The organism is Rhodocyclus gracilis (genome assembly GCF_009617575.1).
In the GTDB taxonomy this organism is placed as follows: Bacteria; Pseudomonadota; Gammaproteobacteria; order Burkholderiales; family Rhodocyclaceae; genus Rhodocyclus; species Rhodocyclus gracilis.
Window position 1 is genome coordinate 117,078 of the sequence record NZ_WIXJ01000001.1, and the last position, 17,832, is coordinate 134,909.

Annotated in this window: 17 protein-coding genes; 11 read left to right on the plus strand and 6 right to left on the minus strand. The window is 65.7% G+C overall.

The genetic code is table 11. The features are described from left to right. Positions 1 to 8: 8 nt before the first annotated feature. The 4 genes from GHK24_RS00555 to hemP all read left to right on the plus strand — a co-directional run bounded on the left by GHK24_RS00555 (position 9) and on the right by hemP (position 1,554). Positions 9 to 428 carry an ExbD/TolR family protein gene (locus GHK24_RS00555; protein WP_153467380.1) on the plus strand — a complete coding sequence of 140 codons (420 nt, stop codon included), beginning with the start codon at positions 9 to 11 and terminating at the stop codon, positions 426 to 428. A gap of 79 nt (positions 429 to 507) precedes the next feature. Further along, the gene (locus GHK24_RS00560; RefSeq protein WP_153467383.1) at positions 508 to 930 is read left to right on the plus strand and encodes a hypothetical protein; all 423 of its coding nucleotides are present in this window, start codon (positions 508 to 510) and stop codon (positions 928 to 930) included. Beyond that, positions 927 to 1,262 carry a hypothetical protein gene (locus tag GHK24_RS00565; protein ID WP_153467386.1) on the plus strand — a complete coding sequence of 112 codons (336 nt, stop codon included), beginning with the start codon at positions 927 to 929 and terminating at the stop codon, positions 1,260 to 1,262. Before GHK24_RS00560 ends, GHK24_RS00565 begins: the two co-directional genes overlap by 4 nt. Before the next feature lie 109 nt (positions 1,263 to 1,371). Beyond that, entirely contained in the window at positions 1,372 to 1,554 is a 183-nt protein-coding gene (gene hemP / locus GHK24_RS13745; protein ID WP_153467389.1) for a hemin uptake protein HemP, read from the plus strand. Between the two features lie 44 nt (positions 1,555 to 1,598). On the opposite strand, the gene nhaR is transcribed toward hemP, so the two are convergent. Next, complete coding sequence (gene nhaR / locus GHK24_RS00575) at positions 1,599 to 2,519, minus strand: transcriptional activator NhaR (RefSeq protein WP_153467392.1); 921 nt, start codon at positions 2,517 to 2,519, stop codon at positions 1,599 to 1,601. Positions 2,520 to 2,635: 116 nt separating this feature from the next. Between nhaR and htpX the strand changes: the two genes are divergently transcribed. The 6 genes from htpX to GHK24_RS00605 all read left to right on the plus strand — a co-directional run bounded on the left by htpX (position 2,636) and on the right by GHK24_RS00605 (position 10,092). After that, positions 2,636 to 3,511: a protease HtpX gene (gene htpX / locus GHK24_RS00580; protein WP_153467395.1), complete on the plus strand. Its 876-nt coding sequence runs from the start codon at positions 2,636 to 2,638 to the stop codon at positions 3,509 to 3,511. Positions 3,512 to 3,631: 120 nt separating this feature from the next. Beyond that, positions 3,632 to 5,005: a TolC family protein gene (locus GHK24_RS00585; RefSeq protein ID WP_153467398.1), complete on the plus strand. Its 1,374-nt coding sequence runs from the start codon at positions 3,632 to 3,634 to the stop codon at positions 5,003 to 5,005. Positions 5,006 to 5,036: 31 nt separating this feature from the next. Beyond that, complete coding sequence (locus GHK24_RS00590) at positions 5,037 to 6,266, plus strand: efflux RND transporter periplasmic adaptor subunit (RefSeq protein ID WP_153467401.1); 1,230 nt, start codon at positions 5,037 to 5,039, stop codon at positions 6,264 to 6,266. Further along, a complete protein-coding gene (locus tag GHK24_RS00595; RefSeq protein WP_153467404.1) occupies positions 6,263 to 9,373 on the plus strand; it encodes an efflux RND transporter permease subunit in 3,111 nt (1,036 codons plus the stop codon). The genes GHK24_RS00590 and GHK24_RS00595 overlap by 4 nt, the downstream gene beginning before the upstream one ends. Positions 9,374 to 9,383: 10 nt before the next feature. Beyond that, positions 9,384 to 9,710 carry a P-II family nitrogen regulator gene (locus GHK24_RS00600; protein ID WP_153467408.1) on the plus strand — a complete coding sequence of 109 codons (327 nt, stop codon included), beginning with the start codon at positions 9,384 to 9,386 and terminating at the stop codon, positions 9,708 to 9,710. Positions 9,711 to 9,879: 169 nt separating this feature from the next. After that, positions 9,880 to 10,092 (plus strand): hypothetical protein, encoded by a 213-nt coding sequence (locus GHK24_RS00605; RefSeq protein WP_153467411.1) that lies wholly within the window; start codon positions 9,880 to 9,882, stop codon positions 10,090 to 10,092. Here the strand turns inward: GHK24_RS00605 and GHK24_RS00610 are convergent. The 5 genes from GHK24_RS00610 to hemN all read right to left on the minus strand — a co-directional run bounded on the left by GHK24_RS00610 (position 10,089) and on the right by hemN (position 16,706). After that, entirely contained in the window at positions 10,089 to 11,525 is a 1,437-nt protein-coding gene (locus GHK24_RS00610) for a hypothetical protein (protein WP_153467414.1), read from the minus strand. The genes GHK24_RS00605 and GHK24_RS00610 overlap by 4 nt on opposite strands. A gap of 164 nt (positions 11,526 to 11,689) precedes the next feature. Further along, the gene (locus GHK24_RS00615; RefSeq protein ID WP_153467417.1) at positions 11,690 to 11,896 is read right to left on the minus strand and encodes a heavy-metal-associated domain-containing protein; all 207 of its coding nucleotides are present in this window, start codon (positions 11,894 to 11,896) and stop codon (positions 11,690 to 11,692) included. 128 nt (positions 11,897 to 12,024) lie between these two features. Further along, entirely contained in the window at positions 12,025 to 14,421 is a 2,397-nt protein-coding gene (locus tag GHK24_RS00620) for a heavy metal translocating P-type ATPase (RefSeq protein ID WP_153467420.1), read from the minus strand. Between the two features lie 8 nt (positions 14,422 to 14,429). Next, entirely contained in the window at positions 14,430 to 15,242 is an 813-nt protein-coding gene (locus tag GHK24_RS00625) for a sulfite exporter TauE/SafE family protein (RefSeq protein WP_153467423.1), read from the minus strand. Between the two features lie 69 nt (positions 15,243 to 15,311). Then, complete coding sequence (gene hemN, locus GHK24_RS00630) at positions 15,312 to 16,706, minus strand: oxygen-independent coproporphyrinogen III oxidase (protein WP_153467426.1); 1,395 nt, start codon at positions 16,704 to 16,706, stop codon at positions 15,312 to 15,314. A 164-nt stretch (positions 16,707 to 16,870) separates the two neighbouring features. On the opposite strand from hemN, the gene fnr reads away from it, so the two are divergent. Continuing rightward, the gene (gene fnr, locus GHK24_RS00635) at positions 16,871 to 17,614 is read left to right on the plus strand and encodes a fumarate/nitrate reduction transcriptional regulator Fnr (protein WP_153467429.1); all 744 of its coding nucleotides are present in this window, start codon (positions 16,871 to 16,873) and stop codon (positions 17,612 to 17,614) included. The last annotated feature ends 218 nt before the right edge of the window (positions 17,615 to 17,832 follow it).

Here is a 17,832-nt window from a genome sequence, read left to right on the forward strand (position 1 = left end):
ACTCTGCCATGGCCTTTGCCAGCCTCGACGCGGGCGACGACAACGCCCCGCTTGCCGAAATCAACATGGTGCCGCTCATCGACGTCATGCTCGTCCTGTTGATCATTTTCATCGTCACCGCGCCCCTGCTGACCCACGCGGTCAAGCTCGACCTGCCGCATGCGGCGTCCTCGCCCAATCAAACGCAGGCCGAGCACGTGCAGGTCGCCATCGACGCGCACAAACAGCTGTTCTGGAACGGTGAAGCCGTCGACGACGCGACCTTCGCCCGCCGCCTCGATGCCGCCGCTGCCGTGCAACCTCAGCCCGAGCTGCATCTGCGCGCCGATCGCACGACGCCGTACGAAACGGTCGCGCAGGTCATGTCGGAAGTTGCCCGCCACGGTCTCACCCGCATTGGCTTCGTCACCGATCCGACAACGCCCTAAGCCCACGGGGAGGCGCCGCCCCCCCATCCCTCCCACTCCCCCGCCGTTGTGCAACGCCCACCGCCCAAGGAGCCACGCCATGACCGAGATCGTCGATATCACCGAAATCAGCGAGAGTAGCCTTCTGTCCGAAGAATCCAGCCTCCTGAGCGCATCGGCGACAGCGGTCGCTCCAGCCCATCTGGCCGCCGCCGCCCTGGCGCATCTGGCCACGCACATGCAAACGCGCTGCCCGCGCTCGGCGGCGCTGGCCGTCATGCTGCTCGAACGCCTCGCCGTCGACGAACGTGCTGACGCCCACCTGCGTACCCACGCCCGCCAGCTGGCGGACGTTCTCGAACGCGACCCGCTGCTTGAAACCCCTGTCAGCGACGCGCAGGCGACACGCGCCGAGCCACGCGAACCATACGGCTCACGCGACTCAAGCCGCAACGAACCGTACAGCCCCTCCCCGCGCCCTTCGCACGCCGCCCCCCTGACGACGGCCGAGGCCGTGCAATGAACGCGATCAATCACGCCGAGCGGGAAGCCCTGCTCGCCGCCGCCGAAACGCCGGCGGAGCGGCATCTATCGGCGCAACTCGCACACGAACGTCGCCAGTGGCAGGGGCGAGAGGATGTCTTGCGGCAGCAGATCGCCCGTCTCCAGCAACGCGTCGAGACGCTCGCCCGCATGGCGGCACACACCGCCGCACTGCAACGGCGTCTGGCGCGTTTCGAGTCGGGCGTCATTTTCAACGAGATGGGACGGCGCATCGGCGAGCTGGAAGCCGCACTCGCCCATCTGCGCACACTGGGCGGCGACAGCCTTGATCGTCCGCAGCTCTGTCCCTAGAGGGCCGGCCAGACGCTGCACCGCGCAAAACCACGATATTGTCGAACAGTCGCCAACGCCGCGCCCATCCCGTACGACATTTGCCCCCTACCCGACACGGAGTTCCCCCATGCCATCCGAACCGCGCCTCACCCCCCCCTCCACCGACGCCAGCAACACGCCCGGACAACGCCCCGAAAGGATCGACAGCCGCACGCTGCTACGTGACGGCCGCGAACTGATCATTGCCCATCAGGGCGAGGAATATCGCCTGCGCCTGACGCGACAGGAAAAACTGATCCTGACGAAGTAGTTGACGCAGCAGTGCCGCCCCCAGGCGCGCTCTCCAGTGTCAACTCAGGCCACCTCAGGCCCCCGTGACGCCGCTTCCGCCTCGCGACGCAAGGCCGCACCCTCGATGATCGCCAGCACGGCAGGATGCGTCACCCGCCGCTCGACCGAAATTGCGAAGTAGCTTTCACGCACCGCATCGGTCGTGCCGACGAGTTCGACGCCGTAATTCGCCATGACTTCGTCACGTACTGCCAGCGTTACCGGGAACACCCCGACGCCCGCACGACCAAAGGCTTTCATGAGGCCACTGTCGTCAAACTCGCCCACCACGCGCGGCACGATGCGCTGACGCTCGAACCACGCCAGCAGACGCTGGCGCAAGGCCGAGTCGTCGCCGGGCAACAAGAGGGGTTGTCCATGCAGCGAATGCGGAAAATCCTTGTCGAGCTGCGCCGCCAGCGACGGAATGGCGAAAAAGCCTGTACCGTTTTCGCCCAGCCGATGGTTGTAGCCACGCACGTTGATGCCCGACGGCAAGGGCCGGTCGGCCAGAACGATGTCGAGCCGATGCAAGGCCAGATCGGCCAGCAGACTCTCGAGCTTCCCCTCCCGACAGACAAAGCGCATCGTCTCGGCGCCCGCCAAGGCCGGAGCGAGCATGCGATAGGCGAGACTCTTCGGCACGGCATCAGAGACGCCGACACGAAAATTCCGCGCCCGTCCCGCCGGCAGACTGCGCAAGGCATCGGACAACTCACCCGCCACCGAGAACATTTCGTCGGCGTAGGAAAACGCCATCCGCCCCGCCTCCGTCAACTCGATTCCCTTGCCCGCCGGGCGAAACAGCTTGACACCACAACGTTCCTCGAACTGCCGCAACTGCGTCGACAAGGTCTGTGGCGTCAGGTGAAGCCGCTCGCTGGCGCGCGCCACACCGCCCCATTTAGCCACCGCCCAAAAGTAATGCAGATGTTTGAAGTTCATCGCTTCTCATCAATTTTATGGATGAGTCGATTCTAAAGACTCGATTTTATTTTATCAACGCCAGTCTCTAATATGCCCAGACACGGGAAGCCCCCGACTACCGGAGTCACGCTGCCATGAAACGGATATTCCTCTTTCTGCTGACCAACCTGGCGATTGTCGCCGTTCTCAGCATTTCGCTACGCCTCCTGGGCGTCGACCACTACCTCGATGCCAATGGGCTCAACATATCGTCGCTGCTGATCTTCGCGGTCGTCATGGGTTTTGGCGGCTCGTTCATCTCGCTCGCCATTTCCAAATGGTCGGCCAAGCGCATGACGGGCGCCCAGGTCATCGAGACGCCGACCTCGGAAGCCGAGCGCTGGCTGCTCAACACGGTACGCCAGCAAGCGACCGCCGCCGGCATCGACATGCCGGAAGTCGCCATCTACGACAGCCCCGAACCGAACGCCTTCGCCACCGGCATGAGCCGCAATTCGGCGCTTGTCGCCGTCAGTACCGGACTCCTCCGTGGCATGACGCACGACGAGATCGAGGCGGTGCTGGCACACGAAATCAGCCACGTCGCCAATGGCGACATGGTGACGCTCGCCTTGGTGCAGGGCGTCGTCAACACCTTCGTCTTTTTCTTCGCCCGCATCTTTGGCTACTTCGTCGACCGCGTCATCCTCAAAAACGAAGAAGGCCACGGCATCGGCTACTGGGTAGCGAGTATGGTCGCCGAACTGGTGCTCGGCGTGCTGGCGATGATCGTCGTGCAATGGGTCAGCCGTCATCGCGAATTCCGCGCCGACGCCGGTTCTGCCGCCCTCGCCGGCCGCGACAAGATGATCGGCGCCCTGCGTCGCCTCGACGCCGCTCACCCGCAACCCTTGCCGGAGCAGATGTCGGCCTTCGGCATCGCCGGCAAGAACGGCGGTGGACTGAGCGCCCTCTTCATGTCGCATCCGCCCATCGCCGAGCGTATCGCCGCCCTGCAGGCGCTGCGCTAAGGCAGACGGCGCCGGCAAAACACCGCTGGGGCCGTTGCCGTACGCACCGCTCCATTGCCGAGCCACCTCAGCGCGCTCGCACTCCCTGCCGCCCCTCGCCATCACCACCGAAAGCTCCTGATGCCTTCGCCAAATCGTTCGCTACAGCGCCCGCTTGCCGCAGCGTGCGCCCCGTCGGGCCGCCTGCGCTCATCGCGCCGGCAGCTCGCCGCGCTGTCCGCAACGTCCGCACTCTCTGCACTCGCCATTTCCCTCAGTGTCGCCATGCCCGCTCCAGCGAGCGCGGCCGAAGCGCAACGGCAAGCAGGAGCGGCCATCAGCGGCGAGACTTACTCGCTCGAACAGCTGCTGAACCTCGCCAAAACCGTCAATCGCGGCGTCCTAGCCGCCCGCGATCAGGTCGACGCGGCCCGCTCGGGCATTCGTACCGCAGGCGCCTTTCCCAACCCCGAAATCGAATACCTGAGCGGCAAATCGAACGCCCGTATTCCCGGCACGACGGCGGGCGATCTGCGCACGATCACGGTGACACAACCCCTGCCGCTGCCGGGGCAGCGCGGCCTGCGCGAAGACGCGGCAACGGCCGCCGCCGATGCGGCGAGCGCCGATCTCCTCGCCTTCGAAGCGGAGACGGCGGCACGCGTCAAACTGGCCTACTTCGACGTTCTGCGTCGTGACGCCGAAGCCCGCGCCGCGCAGGAAGACGCCGCCCTCATGGCGCAGATCCGCAAACGCATCCAGCTACGCGTCGAGACCGGCGAGTCGGCGCGGTACGAGCTGATCAAATCCGACGCAGAACTCCTCAACGCCCGCAAATCCGAAGCCAGCGCCGCCCTGCGCGCGCAACAGGCACGCGCCGCCCTGCGCGAAGCGGTCGGCGAAGGACTCCCCGCCAACTTCAGTGTTCGCGGCGACCTCGAAGCGGACAGCGGACGCGGCGGCGAATTGCCGACACTGGCCGCCCTGCGCGAAGAAGTCCTCTCCCGCAATCCCGAACTCACCCGCGCCCGTGCCGAGCGGCAGCGGGCCGAACATCAGTTATCGCTGGAACGCAGTCTACGGCTGCCGAGCGTCGCCGTACGCGCCAGTCAGGAGCAAGACCCCGAGCTGCGTTCCTCGCGCATCGGGCTCGTCCTGACCGTTCCCCTGTGGGATCAGCGCAGCGGCCCGGTCGGCGAGGCGAGCGCGCAACTTGCCCGCGCCGGCAACGCGCTGGCGGCGCGCGAATTCGCGCTGACGCAGGCGCTGGAAACGGCCTATCGCCAATTCGAGATCGCCAACACGCAAGTCGCGGCGCTCGAAGGCGGCATCGTCCGCCAGGCCGAATCGGCGCTGCGCGTCGCCGAGGCCGCCTACCGCTTCGGCGAGCGCGGCATTCTCGACTACCTCGATGCGCAACGCGTCTTTCGCGCCGCGCGGAACGAACTGATCACTGCCCGCTACGAGCTTGTCGCCGCCCGCGTCGACATCGAACGTCTGCGTGCCAACCGCTAGCTCTGCGGCCGTGCGTCGCGAAAGGAAGTCCATGTACCCCACGAAACTCCCGCTGCTGCTGCTCTCCCTGACGCTCCTTGCCGCCTGCGGCAAGGAGGAGCCCAAGGTGGTCGCCCAGGCCCCGGCCGACCCCATGCTCGTCATCGCTCCGGCCGCGCTGCTGCCGCAGTTGAAGATCGGCGAAGTCGTCACCGCCCCGGTCACGGAAAACGTCCGCGTCGCCGGCAAGATCGACTTCGACGAGCAACGTCTGGCACGCATCGGCGCCACCGTCACCGGCCGTGTCAGCGAACTGATCGCCGTTCCCGGACAATCGGTGCGCGCCGGCGAACCGCTGGCCATGCTCAACAGCACCGAACTGGGCGCCGCGCAGCTCGCTTACCTGAAAGCGCGGGCACAGGCCGATCTGGCCAGCAGCGCCGCCGAACGCGCGCGGTCGCTGTATCAAGGCGACGTCATCGGCAGCGCCGAACTGCAACGTCGTGAGAGCGAACAGTCCATCGCCGCCGCCGAGCGACGCGCCGCCAGCGACCAGTTACGCGTGCTGGGGCTGCCCGCCGCCGCCATCCGCCGTCTCGATGCCGAAGGCGCCATCAACTCGCTAAGCCCCGTCGTCTCCTCGCTCGCCGGCGTGGTCGTCGATCGCCGCGTGACGCAAGGGCAAGTCGTCGGCCCGACCGATACCCTCTTCACCGTCGCCGACCTCTCGCGCGTCTGGGCCGTCGCGCAAGTCCCCGAAGAACAGGCGAGCAAGGTCAAGCCGGGCCAATCGGTCAGCATCGAAGTCGCCGCACTCGATGGCGAGCAGATCACCGGCCGCCTGATTCACGTCGGCGAAACGGTCAATCCGGAAACGCGCACGGTGCTCGTGCGTACCGAACTCGACAACCGCGAACACCGCCTCAAACCCTCCATGCTGGCCACCATGCTGATCGCCGGCAAGGCCGTCGAACGCCCGGTCGTCCCCGCCGCCGCCGTCGTGCGCGAGAACGATGCCGACCACGTCTTCGTCGTCGTTGGCAACGCGCCGGCGCAAAACAAATCCGCCGATAGCGCGACGCCGACAGCCAAATCCGCCGACGGCACGGCGGCTGAAGCCCCCGTGCTCAACCAGTTCCGCCTGACGCGCGTCGAGCTCGGGCCGGAATCCGGTGGCCAGCGTGCCGTACTCTCGGGCGTCAAGCCCGGCGAGCGCATCGTCGTCGACGGTGCCTTCCACCTCAATAACGAGCGCAAGCGCAAGGAGCTGGAAGGCTCATGATCGAATCGCTCATCCGCGCGGCGCTCAAGCAGCGCCTGATTGTCATCGTCCTGGCGGCAGCGTTGCTCGTCTTCGGCGTCGACGCCGCCCGTCGTCTCTCGGTCGACGCCTTCCCTGACGTCACCAACGTCCAGGTGCAAATCGCCACCGAAGCCTCCGGCCGCTCGCCAGAGGAAGTCGAGCGTTTCATCACGGCACCGCTGGAAATCGCCATGACCGGCCTGCCCGGCCTGACCGAGATGCGCTCGCTGAACAAGCCCGGCCTGTCGCTGATCACGCTGGTGTTTACCGACGACACCAAGGTCTATTTCGCGCGCCAGTTGGTGATGGAACGCCTGCTCGAAGTCGGCAGCCGCATGCCGGAGGGCATCACGCCCGTACTCGGCCCGGTATCGACCGGTCTGGGCGAGGTCTATCAATACACGCTGGACCGCCCCGACGACGGCAATCGCACGCTCGATCAGGCCGAGCTGATGCAGCGGCGCATCGCGCAGGACTGGGTGGTTCGCCCGCTGCTGCGCTCGATTCCGGGCGTCGCCGAAATCAACTCGCAGGGCGGCTACGTCAAGCAATATCAGGTACTCGTCAATCCGGACAAGCTGCGCTACTACAAGCTGACCGTGCAGGACGTCTATCAGGCCGTTGGCCGCAACAACGCCAACTCCGGTGGCGGCGTGCTGCCACACTACGCCGAGCAATACCTGATTCGCGGCGTCGGGCTGGTGAAAGACCTCGACGACATCCGCTCCATCGTCCTCAAGGAAGTCGGCGGCGTACCGGTCTACGTGCGCGACGTCGCAGACGTCGATTTCGGCCACGACGCGCGTGTCGGTGCGCTGATCAAGAACGGCGTCACCGAATCGGTCGGCGGCGTCGTCATGATGATGGCCGGCGGCAACGCCAAGGACATCGTCGGCCGCGTCAAGGAACGCGTGCAGGAGATCAACAGCAAGGGAATGCTCCCCGGCGGCCTGCAGATCGTGCCCTACTACGACCGCTCCGAACTCGTCGACGCCGCCCTGTGGACGGTGATCAAGGTGCTGATCGAAGGCGTCGTACTCGTCGTCATCGTCCTGCTGCTCTTCCTCGGCGACCTGCGCTCGTCGCTGATCGTCGTCGCCACACTGGTGCTGACGCCGCTGCTGACCTTCATCGTCATGAACCGCTACGGGCTATCGGCCAACCTGATGTCGCTCGGCGGCATGGCCATCGCCATCGGTCTGATGGTCGACGGATCGGTCGTGGTGGTCGAAAACGCCTTCGCCCACCTCGGACGGGCACGGGAAAACGGCGCCACCGGCGAAAGCCCGATCCGCATCATCCTGCGCTCGGTGGTCGAAGTGGCGACGCCGGTGATCTTCGGCATCGGCATCATCATCCTCGTCTTCCTGCCGCTGATGACGCTGCAAGGCATGGAAGGCAAGATGTTCGCGCCGCTCGCCTACACCATCGCCATTGCGCTTGGCATGTCGCTGATTCTCTCGCTGACGCTGACGCCGGTGCTCTCATCCTACCTGCTGAAAGGCGGCGCCGAACACGACACCTGGCTGATCGCCAAGGTAAAGCCCTTCTTCCGCACAATTCTCGCGCGGGCGCTCGACAACGAGAAACGGACGGTCGCCATCGCCATTGCCGCCTTCGTCGGCGCCCTGGCGCTCTTCCCCTTCCTCGGCACGGCCTTCATTCCGGAAATGAAGGAAGGCTCCATCGTGCCCGGTATTAACCGCGTGCCGAACATCTCGCTCGACGAGTCGATCAAGATGGAAATGGAAGCCATGCGCCGCGTCATGCAGGTACCGGGCGTCAAATCGGCCTTTTCCAGTGTCGGGCGCGGTGAATCGCCGGCCGACGCGCAAGGCTCCAACGAGTCGACGCCCATCGTCAGCCTCCTGCCGCGCGACCAGTGGCCGTCCGGCTGGACGCAGGACACCATCGCCGAAGCCATCCGCGAAAAGCTGTCGACGCTGCCCGGCGTGCAGATCGTCATGGCGCAGCCGATTTCCGACCGCGTCGACGAGATGGTCACCGGCGTGCGTTCGGACGTAGCGATCAAGATCTTCGGTGACGACCTCGACACGCTTAAGAAAACTGCCGAGGACATCTCGCGCATCGCCCAATCGGTGCAAGGCGCGCAGGATCTCCGGGTCGAGCGCATCAGCGGCCAGCAATACCTGCAGATCGACATCAACCGGCAAGCCATCGCCCGCCACGGCCTGAACGTCTCCGACGTCAACACCGTGATCGAGACCGCCATCGGCGGCAAGAGCGCGACGCAGGTTTTCGAAGGCGAACGCCGCTTCAACGCCGTCATCCGTCTGCCGGCGAACTTCCGTAACAACGTCGAGGCGATTGGCGACATCATGGTGCCGGCACCAAATGGCGCGCAGTTGCGCCTGACCGACATCGCCGACATCAGCGTCGCCGACGGCCCCGCGCAAATCTCGCGCGAAACCGCCAAACGTCGCATCGTGGTGGGCGTGAACGTCAAAGACCGCGACCTCGGTGGTTTCGTCGCCGAGTTGCAGAAGAAAGTCGACGCGCGGGTAAAACTGCCGGAAGGCTATTACCTCGAATGGGGCGGCCAGTTCCAGAACATGGAGCGCGCCCTGTCGCATCTGGCGATCATCATTCCGATCACCATTGGCGCGATCTTCTTCCTGCTCTTCCTGCTCTTTGGCTCGATTCGCTACGCGACGCTGATCATCACCGTCCTGCCGTTTGCCTCAATCGGCGGTCTGGTCGCGCTCTTCGTCACCGGCGAGTATCTTTCCGTGCCAGCCTCGGTCGGCTTCATCGCCCTGTGGGGGATCGCCGTGCTGAATGGCGTCGTCCTCATCACCTGCATCCGCAATTTGCGCCACGAGGGCCGCAGCATCCGTGCGGCGGTCATCGAAGGCACGCAAATGCGTCTGCGACCGGTGCTGATGACCGCCACGGTCGCCATGCTCGGTCTGATACCCTTCCTCTTCGCCACCGGCCCCGGCTCGGAAGTCCAACGACCGCTCGCCATTGTCGTCATCGGTGGCCTCATCACCTCGACCCTGCTCACCCTCGTCGTCTTGCCGACGCTCTACCGTTGGTTCGATGAAGAACCGGCCGAAGCGTAAAGGAACCCCCATGAAGGAAATCAAGGCCGTCATCCGCCCGAACAAACTCACCACGTTGCGCGAATCGCTGCGCGGCATCCCCGGCTTTCCCGGCATGACCGTGAGCAAAGCCGAGGGCTGCTCGGCGCCATCGCGGCACAGCCCAAGCTCGATCAAGGAGGAGCTGACCGATTTCACGCCGAAAGTCCGCATCGAGATCGTCGCCCCCGACGAAGTGGCGGAGGCCATCTACAACGCCATCGTCAGCGTTGCGCAGACCGGCCATATCGGCGACGGGCTGGTCTGGATGACCGACATCGAACGGGCCAGCTTCATCCACAAGACGACAGGTCTCTGAGCAGCCGGGACTCCTCGCACGCACCGCGCGGCGCCCGCTCGCGCTCCCTCGCTCACTCCCGAATCGCTGCGGCGCCCGACACGGCCCCCCGCGTTGGCGCACGCAGCGATAAAATCGCGGCAACAGGGTGGCCGTCGCCACCCTGACCTTATTTCGGGAAACGAGGGCCATGAGCAGCAAACTGAGAGATTTTTACGCCGAGAATTCACGGATGGTGACGCTGATCCTGCTGGTCGTCGTCTTTTCCGCCCTGACCTACGGCATCTATCAAACCATCGAAGTGATCATCAATCAGCCCAATAGCGCGCTGAAAGCGGCGCCCGTCGCAGCGAGCAGCGAGGGCGTTGCGACGACACCGCCGCCGGCCAGCGACGCGCGCTAGATCAGCAGCCGGATGTCGCCCGCGCCGGCGACGATCTTGCCGACCGGCGCCGCGTGTCCGAAATCCATCTGCAACAGCACCGCCAGCACTTCGCTGACGCCCTCGGCGGGGCAACACACCAGCAAACCAACGCCGGGCTGCGCGTCGGCCAGCAACAGCCGCGATATGGCACTGCGCGCAGCATCGGGAGCGGCAGCGAGTTCATCCGAGGCATCCGATTCGACTGACTCGTCCGCTGGCGCCGGGGCGGCAGCCAGTGCCTGAGCGGGCGTCGTCGGCGCAACGTCGTGCGCCGCCTCGCCTGCGGCGGCAAGACCGGCATTTCCAGCAAGCGGCGGGTCTCCAGCGACGCACTGCAAACGCGCGCCATGGCGTGCGAGATTGCGCTGCGCAGCAAGACCGGCGCCCGTCTGCACCGCCCGTTCAGCCGCGCCGGCATGTAGCGGCAACACTGCAGCATCGATGCACGCATGCGCGCCCCCCGGAACGGTGGCGCACAGATCGAGCAAGCTGCCCAGCACGCCGCGTTCGCCAATACCTGCCAGCACATGCACGCGCTCGAAACACGCCAGCAAGGGCGCCGGCGTCAGCAACTGGCTGGCCGAGGCAAGAACGCTTGCGCGCTCGCTGCCAGACAGACCGCCAGCCCGCCACATCTCCAGCAGGATGCCGATGCCTTGCGCCTTCGCGAGGATGATGGTGTCGCCCTCACGGGCGCCCCGCTGCCCGACACGCGCCGGCGGCACGCGGGCAATCGCCAGCGCAGCGCAGACAGCATCGCCACGCACCGTTCGGCATTCGCCGGGGTGCACGCCCAGACGAATTTCGGCAGCCACAGCCTGTGCTCCACGCAATAGCGCGGCGGCACCTTCGTCGTCGAGCGAGCCCTCGGTAGCGAACAGCAGGCAGGTAGGCCGCACGCCGACACCAAGCACACCCGACAAGGCATGAGCCGCCGCGATACGTCCGCTCGCTTCGTCATCCCCCGGCAAGGAGGGCACGCTGGCGGCGGCCAGCACGAGCGAGCCAAAGCCACCAATCGTCACCCAGCGTGCCGCGCGTGCATCGCCGTTCGCAGCGGCGGCAAAGCTCGCGCAAATTTCGTCGATGATGCGCGGCCGGCTATCGGGGGGTAGCTCAGGCGACGACGACGGCCCGGTGATAGGCTCGGCCATCTGCAAGGCACGTAGCGCATCTTCGGCCAGACGCCGGGCGTCGGCCGGATCGATGCGGGCATGAAAGCTCTGTGGCGGCGGTTCGAGATGCGCACGCCGCAGCGTCGCTACCGGCACCTCAGCGAGCATGCTCTCGGGTGGCAGCCCGCTCGCTGGCGAGGGAAGATGGGCCTGCTCCCGCCTGGCGGCGCGGCCCTTGCGGGTAGTCTGCGTGGCGGGAGTTTCCAGCGCCGCGTCAGGTACATCGGGCGAATTCACCTCATTCCCGGCCGCACTCGCGGCGGGTGAAGCGCCAGCAGCGACGCGCCGCCGCGCGGCTAAGGCGCGCAGATCCGCCGCAGGGGCCGGGGTGTCCGGAGGAGATTTGCGGCGCATGACTCTCGGCTCGGCGGGAGTATCGGGGCAAACGCCGCCATCGGCGTTCAGACCACTTCGAAGCCGGCCGTCTCGACGGCCTCACGGAAATCCTGCAGATCGACGATTTCCGGGTCGTAGTCGATTTCTGCCTGTCCCGGATTCAGCGTGACGACGACGCGCTCGACGCCGGCCATGGCGCGCAGGACGCCGTTGAGGTTTTGTTCGCACGTCTGACAGATCATGCCGTCGATCTTGAGGGTGATTTTTTCCATAGTTCGCAGGGCTCCGTATCACTGATCAGTTACCGGGCAAGGCTCCGGCAACGCAGGCGCCATGATAACGCGAAGCCTGCCCGGCACGCAGTCGCACAACAACTCACTCGCGTGCCTCGTCTCGCGACTCAGCCTTCCCGGGCAGGCAGCGCTGGAAGCTGCGGACGCCAGCGCCGCAAGAGCAGCGAACTGGAAACGACCGAGACCGAACTCATTGCCATCGCCGCCCCGGCGAACACCGGGTTCAGCCAGCCGAAGGCCGCCAGTGGCAACCCGATAAGGTTGTAGATGAAAGCGAAAAAGAGGTTCTGCCGAATCTTGCGCCGGGTCGCGCGCGACAGATCGATCGCATCGACCACCGCGTTGAGATCGCTGCGCACCAGCGTCAGATCGGCGGCCTCGATGGCCGCGTCGGAACCAGCGCCAATGGCAAAGCCGACATCGGCCGCAGCCAGCGCGGGCGCATCGTTGATGCCGTCGCCGACCATACCGACGCAGGCTGCTCCGGCGGCCTTGAACTCGCACACCGCCGCCGCCTTGTCGGCTGGCAGCACGCCCGCCCGAAACTCATCGATACCGACCGCCGCCGCAATGCTCGCCGCCGTCAGCGCGTTATCGCCCGTCAGCATGACGACGCGCACGCCGAGATCTCGCAAGCGAGCCACGGCGGCGCGCGAACTCGGGCGCAGGCGATCCGCCACCGCCAGCAAGGCCAGCGGCTGCGTTTCCCGAAAGAGCGCGACGACGGTCTTGCCATCACTTGCCAGCGCCGCCACGGAAGCCGCCCAAGGCATCTGAGACCCCGCATCCCCAGTGGCGAGCGAGGCCGCCGTCGCTGCGCTGCCGTCCTGCGCTGAAGAGCCAGGCGGACTCGCCTCCACCCAGTCGGGCGCCCCCAGCCGCCATCGCTGCGCGTCGATCATCGCCGCCACACCGCGCCCCGGCACGGCGATGAAATCGCCAAGCGGGCGCAGGGCAACGCCGACCTCCGCCGCGCGCCGCAGCACTGCGCGCGCCAGCGGGTGCTCCGATCCTTGCTCGAGGCTGGCGGCAAGGATCAGTGCCTCGTCCACCGAAAGGCTGGCATCGAGCACGACAATATCGGTGACGGTAGGCTCGCCTGTCGTCAGAGTGCCGGTCTTGTCGACAAGCAACGTTTTCAGATCGGCAGCGCGTTCGAGTGCAGCGACGTCGCGCACGAGAATGCCGGCGCGGGCGCCCTGCGCAACGCCGACCGACACCGCCGTCGGCGTCGCCAGTCCGAGCGCACACGGACAGGCGATGACCAGCACCGCAACCGCGTTGATGAGCGCAGGCGCCAGGTCGCCGGAATAAAGCAGCCAGCCGCCGAACGTGAGCAAGGCCAGCAGGCAGATCAAGGGCACGAAAACGGCCGAAATGCGGTCGGCCAACTGCTGCACGGGCGCCTTCGACGACTGCGCTTCGGCAACGCGGCGGATGATGCCGGCGAGCAAGGTATGCTCACCGACGCTGCTGGCGCGACAGCGCAACATGCCTTCGGCGTTGGCGGTCGCCGCAAATACCGTATCGCCGGAGTGCTTGGCCACCGGCATGCTCTCGCCCGAGAGCATCGACTCATCGACGTTCGAAGCCCCATCGAGCACCTCGCCATCGACGGGAATGCTCTCGCCGGGACGCACGACGAAGATATCGCCGACCACGAGCAAGGCGGCGTCCATCTCGATCAGACGCCCGCCCCGCTCCACCCGCGCCGTTTTCGGTTGCAGACGCAGCAGGGCTTCAATCGATTCGGACATGCGCGCCCGCGCCCGCGCTTCGAGGAGCTTACCGAGGAGAACGAGCGTCACGACCGCAGCGGAAGCCTCGAAGTACACGGGCAGATGCGCCATGTGCGGATCGGCCAGCCCCAGCAGCGTGACGACGGCACTGAAAACGTAAGCCATCGTCGAGCCAAGGGCGACGAGGACATCCATGTTGGCCCCCCCCGCACGCAGGGATTTCCAGCCGCCCGCGTAAAAGCGCCAGCCGGCCCAGAACTGCACCGGCGTTGCCAGCAGCAGCTGCCACCATCGCGGAAGCCACTCCTCGTGGGCCGACGGCGCCAGCAACATACCCAGCATCGGCGCAACGAGCGGGAGACTGAGCACGGCGGCGGCGACGAAGCGTCGTTGCAGGGCTCGCACGGCTTCCTGCTTGCGCACTTTTTCTTCGGCGCGCGACCGACCATCGGCAAGGCGCGCGACAAAGCCAGCCGCACCGACGGCCAGGGCCAGGCTGGCCGGGTCCGTCGCCCCCTCGTTGTAACGGATGCGCGCACGCTCGGCGGCCAGATCCACATGCGCGCTGACGCCGGGCAGGCGATTGAGGACTTTTTCCAGACGCGCCGAACAGGCGGCGCAGGTCATGCCCTCAATGGCGAAGTCGACCGTCCGCTGTGACGCCCCGTCGCCGCCATCCTCCCGACGCTCCGGCGTACTCAGCGTGCCCGGCGCATTGGGCGTACCCGGCACATTCGGCACATTCGGCGTACCCCGCGCAGTCATGACGTCTCCTAGAAATACGCCCCGGCACGCAGCAGATTCACGAGACCAACGAGCCCAAAGGTGGCGACCACGCTGCCTGCCAACAGTCGCACACCGGGGCGCGTCAACCAGCGGCGCAAGCGACTCGCCAGCAGGCCCGCCAGCAGGAGATTCGGCAGCGTACCCAGGCCGAACGCGAGCATCGACAAGGCCCCGCGTGTCGCCGAACCGCTGCTCAAGGCACTGATCAGCGCGCTATAGACAAGGCCGCACGGCAGCCATCCCCAAAGCATACCCAGCGGCAGCGCCTGCGCGACGGAGCGCACCGGCAGAAAACGACGCGTCAGCGGGCTGATGCGCCGCCACAGGGATTGCCCCAGGCGTTCGACGAAAGCCAGTGAACGCGTCGCGCCGGCGAGGTAAAGGCCGAGCGCCAGCAACATGAGGTTTGACAGCGCGTAGAGAAAAAGTCGCAGCGGCAACTGTCCAGCGAGGATCAGGCTCATGCCGCCAAGCGCCCCGGCCAGCGCGCCAGCGACGACGTAGCTGCCGATCCGACCGGCGTTATAAGCCAGATGCAAGGACAGCGACGCCTGCCCGGAAGGCAGCGGGGATCGTGTGAAATGCGGGGAATGCCGGGAATCCTGGGGGGGCGCGGAGACAGGTTGTGACGCCGCCTCACTGCCACGCGCAGGCGAAAAAGCGACGGGCGACGCCTGCGCCGGCGAGCCAGCTGCCGTACCGAGCGACAAGGCGCCCACGATGCCGCCGCACATGCCGACACAGTGGCCGCCACCGAGCAGACCGACGAGAAACAGCGCGAGGAAACTGTTATCGGGCATCGCTCTGACGGCAGTCGCCGGTTGCCCGCCACGCCCTCAAGGCGCGGCGGGACAGGGTCAAAACAGCGCTCAGATCACCTTCGAGTAGCGCGTACGCTGGCGGTCGGCACGCAGGTAGCGGTCGAACACCATCGAGATCGCGCGCACCAGCATGCGGCCAGCCGGCAGCACGGTAATCCACTTGTCGTCGACACGGACCAGATCGGCCTTGGCGAGTTCGCGCAGATCTTCGAGTTCGGCGGCGAAGTACTTCTTGAAATCGATCAGGTGAGCGATCTCGATTGACTCGAGCGACAGTTCGAAGTGGCACATCAGGGACTGGATGATGGCACGACGCAGAATATCGTCGGCGTTCAACTCGATGCCCCGGAAAACCGGCAGCATGTCGTTGTCGAGGCGGTCGTAGTACTCGTCGAGCGTCTTCACGTTCTGGCTGTAGGTCGGACCGACCTTGCCAATCGACGTGACGCCGAAGGCCAGCAGATCGCAATCGGCGTGCGTCGAATAGCCCTGGAAGTTGCGGTGCAGGCGGCCCTGACGCTGCGCGACGGCAAGCTCGTCGTCCGGCTTGGCGAAGTGGTCCATGCCGATGAAGACATAGCCCGCGTCGGTCAGGCGGCGAATCGCCAGCGCCAGAATCTGCAGGCGCTGATCCGGCGTCGGCAGGTCGGCGTCGAGGATGCGGCGTTGCGGCTTGAACAGGCTCGGCAGGTGCGCGTAGTTGTAGATCGACAGACGATCCGGGCTGGCGGCCAGCACGCGATCCAGCGTCCGGTTGAAGCCGATGACGGTCTGCTTGGGCAGGCCGTAGATGAGGTCGACGCTGATCGACTTGAAGCCATTGGCGCGCGCAGCGTCCATGACGCTGAAGGTTTCTTCTTCGCTCTGAATGCGATTGATCGCCTTCTGCACGTTCTCGTCGAAATCCTGAACGCCGATGCTCATGCGGTTGAAGCCCAGCTCGCCGAGCAGCGCCACCGTGTCGCGGCTGACGTTGCGCGGATCGACTTCGATCGAGAACTCGCCCCCTTCGACCAGATTGAAATGCTTGCGCGTCGACGCCATCAGCTGACGGATTTCGTCGTCGGCGAGGAAGGTCGGCGAACCACCGCCCCAGTGCAGTTGTGCCACATCACGATCACCGTCGAGGTAGCTCGCCTGCAGCGACATTTCCTTGTCGAGATACTGCAGATACTTGGCCGAACGACCGTGATCCTTGGTGATGATCTTGCTGCAGCCGCAGTAGTAGCAGATCGTGTTGCAGAAGGGGATGTGAAAGTATAATGAGAGCTGTTTTTTGACCCCACCGATGTTGCGCTTGCCCAGCCACAGCTTGTAGGCCTCCGGATCGAAGGCTTCAACGAAGCGGTCCGCCGTCGGGTACGACGTGTAGCGAGGCCCGTTGACGTCGAAGCGACGGATGATTTCGGGATCGAAGATTACGTTGGCTGCAGCATTGGTCATGTTGTCTCTCAGCACGATATCCGGTGGAATCTCGGTGGTTCGGCACCCCTTGTACGCGTGGCACGCCGGGCGGTGTTGGGTGGCGGGATTATCAAGCGCGAGTGCAGCGAGCAGGTTGACGTGGATCAAACGGCCTCATTGGCCCGGAATGTCGAAGGAAGCCCATGCCCCAGAACAACGCGGCGAAAAAAATTACGCTTGAGGTCGTCAAGACCGCTTGTTCCAACTGCAATCTGCGCGAATTGTGCATGCCGCTCGGCCTGAGCCGTCAGGAAATCGAACGGCTCGATGAGATGGTTTCCTCCCGCCGTCGTCTGCGCCGCGGCGAGCACCTGTATCGCGCGGGCGAACATTTCGACGCCATCTACGCGATCAGGAGCGGCTTCTTCAAAACCGACGTCCTCATCGAAGACGGTCGCGATCAGGTCACCGGCTTCCAGATGACCGGCGAACTGCTCGGCCTCGATGGAATCAGCACCGAAGCGCACTCATGCAACGCCGTGGCGCTCGAGGACAGCGAAGTCTGCGTCATTCCCTTCTCGCACCTCGAAGGCCTGTCGCGCGAGATCCGCACCCTGCAGCACCACTTCCACAAGGTGATGAGCCGCGAAATCGTCCGCGACCACGGCGTCATGATGCTGCTCGGCACGATGCGCGCCGAAGAGCGACTCGCCGCCTTCCTGCTCAATCTCTCCCAGCGTTTTACCGCGCGCGGCTACTCGCCAGCCGAGTTCTACCTGCGCATGACGCGCGACGAGATCGGCAGCTACCTCGGCCTCAAGCTCGAAACCGTCAGCCGCGCCTTCTCGCGCTTCCAGGAAGAAGGCCTGATCGCCGTACAGCAGAAGTACGTGCGCATTCTTGACACCGACGGCCTGAAAAAGCTGATGTCGCATCAGCGCGGCTAAGCCCCGACGCCGCACACCTGCCCCACGGGCACCACGCCACTCCGCTGCCCTTCGGCGCGGAACTGCGGTGTTCATCGCCGCCCCTCGCCATGTTGGCCCCGTCGTTGACCGGACGCGCTCACGCCCCCTCGTCCGACCTCGCCCGGTCCACCACGCGGACCCCTCTGACGGCAGACGCCGCCATCACGCACCGCCCCACCGCCAACGACATCGTCGCC

Coding starts and splice junctions, on each gene's coding strand:
- GHK24_RS00555 (WP_153467380.1), top strand. CDS start 9: ATGGCCTTTGCCAGCCTCGACGCGGGCGACGACAACGCCCCGCTTGCC.
- GHK24_RS00560 (WP_153467383.1), top strand. CDS start 508: ATGACCGAGATCGTCGATATCACCGAAATCAGCGAGAGTAGCCTTCTG.
- GHK24_RS00565 (WP_153467386.1), top strand. CDS start 927: ATGAACGCGATCAATCACGCCGAGCGGGAAGCCCTGCTCGCCGCCGCC.
- hemP (WP_153467389.1), top strand. CDS start 1,372: ATGCCATCCGAACCGCGCCTCACCCCCCCCTCCACCGACGCCAGCAAC.
- nhaR (WP_153467392.1), bottom strand. CDS start 2,519: ATGAACTTCAAACATCTGCATTACTTTTGGGCGGTGGCTAAATGGGGC.
- htpX (WP_153467395.1), top strand. CDS start 2,636: ATGAAACGGATATTCCTCTTTCTGCTGACCAACCTGGCGATTGTCGCC.
- GHK24_RS00585 (WP_153467398.1), top strand. CDS start 3,632: ATGCCTTCGCCAAATCGTTCGCTACAGCGCCCGCTTGCCGCAGCGTGC.
- GHK24_RS00590 (WP_153467401.1), top strand. CDS start 5,037: ATGTACCCCACGAAACTCCCGCTGCTGCTGCTCTCCCTGACGCTCCTT.
- GHK24_RS00595 (WP_153467404.1), top strand. CDS start 6,263: ATGATCGAATCGCTCATCCGCGCGGCGCTCAAGCAGCGCCTGATTGTC.
- GHK24_RS00600 (WP_153467408.1), top strand. CDS start 9,384: ATGAAGGAAATCAAGGCCGTCATCCGCCCGAACAAACTCACCACGTTG.
- GHK24_RS00605 (WP_153467411.1), top strand. CDS start 9,880: ATGAGCAGCAAACTGAGAGATTTTTACGCCGAGAATTCACGGATGGTG.
- GHK24_RS00615 (WP_153467417.1), bottom strand. CDS start 11,896: ATGGAAAAAATCACCCTCAAGATCGACGGCATGATCTGTCAGACGTGC.
- GHK24_RS00620 (WP_153467420.1), bottom strand. CDS start 14,421: ATGACTGCGCGGGGTACGCCGAATGTGCCGAATGTGCCGGGTACGCCC.
- GHK24_RS00625 (WP_153467423.1), bottom strand. CDS start 15,242: ATGCCCGATAACAGTTTCCTCGCGCTGTTTCTCGTCGGTCTGCTCGGT.
- hemN (WP_153467426.1), bottom strand. CDS start 16,706: ATGACCAATGCTGCAGCCAACGTAATCTTCGATCCCGAAATCATCCGT.
- fnr (WP_153467429.1), top strand. CDS start 16,871: ATGCCCCAGAACAACGCGGCGAAAAAAATTACGCTTGAGGTCGTCAAG.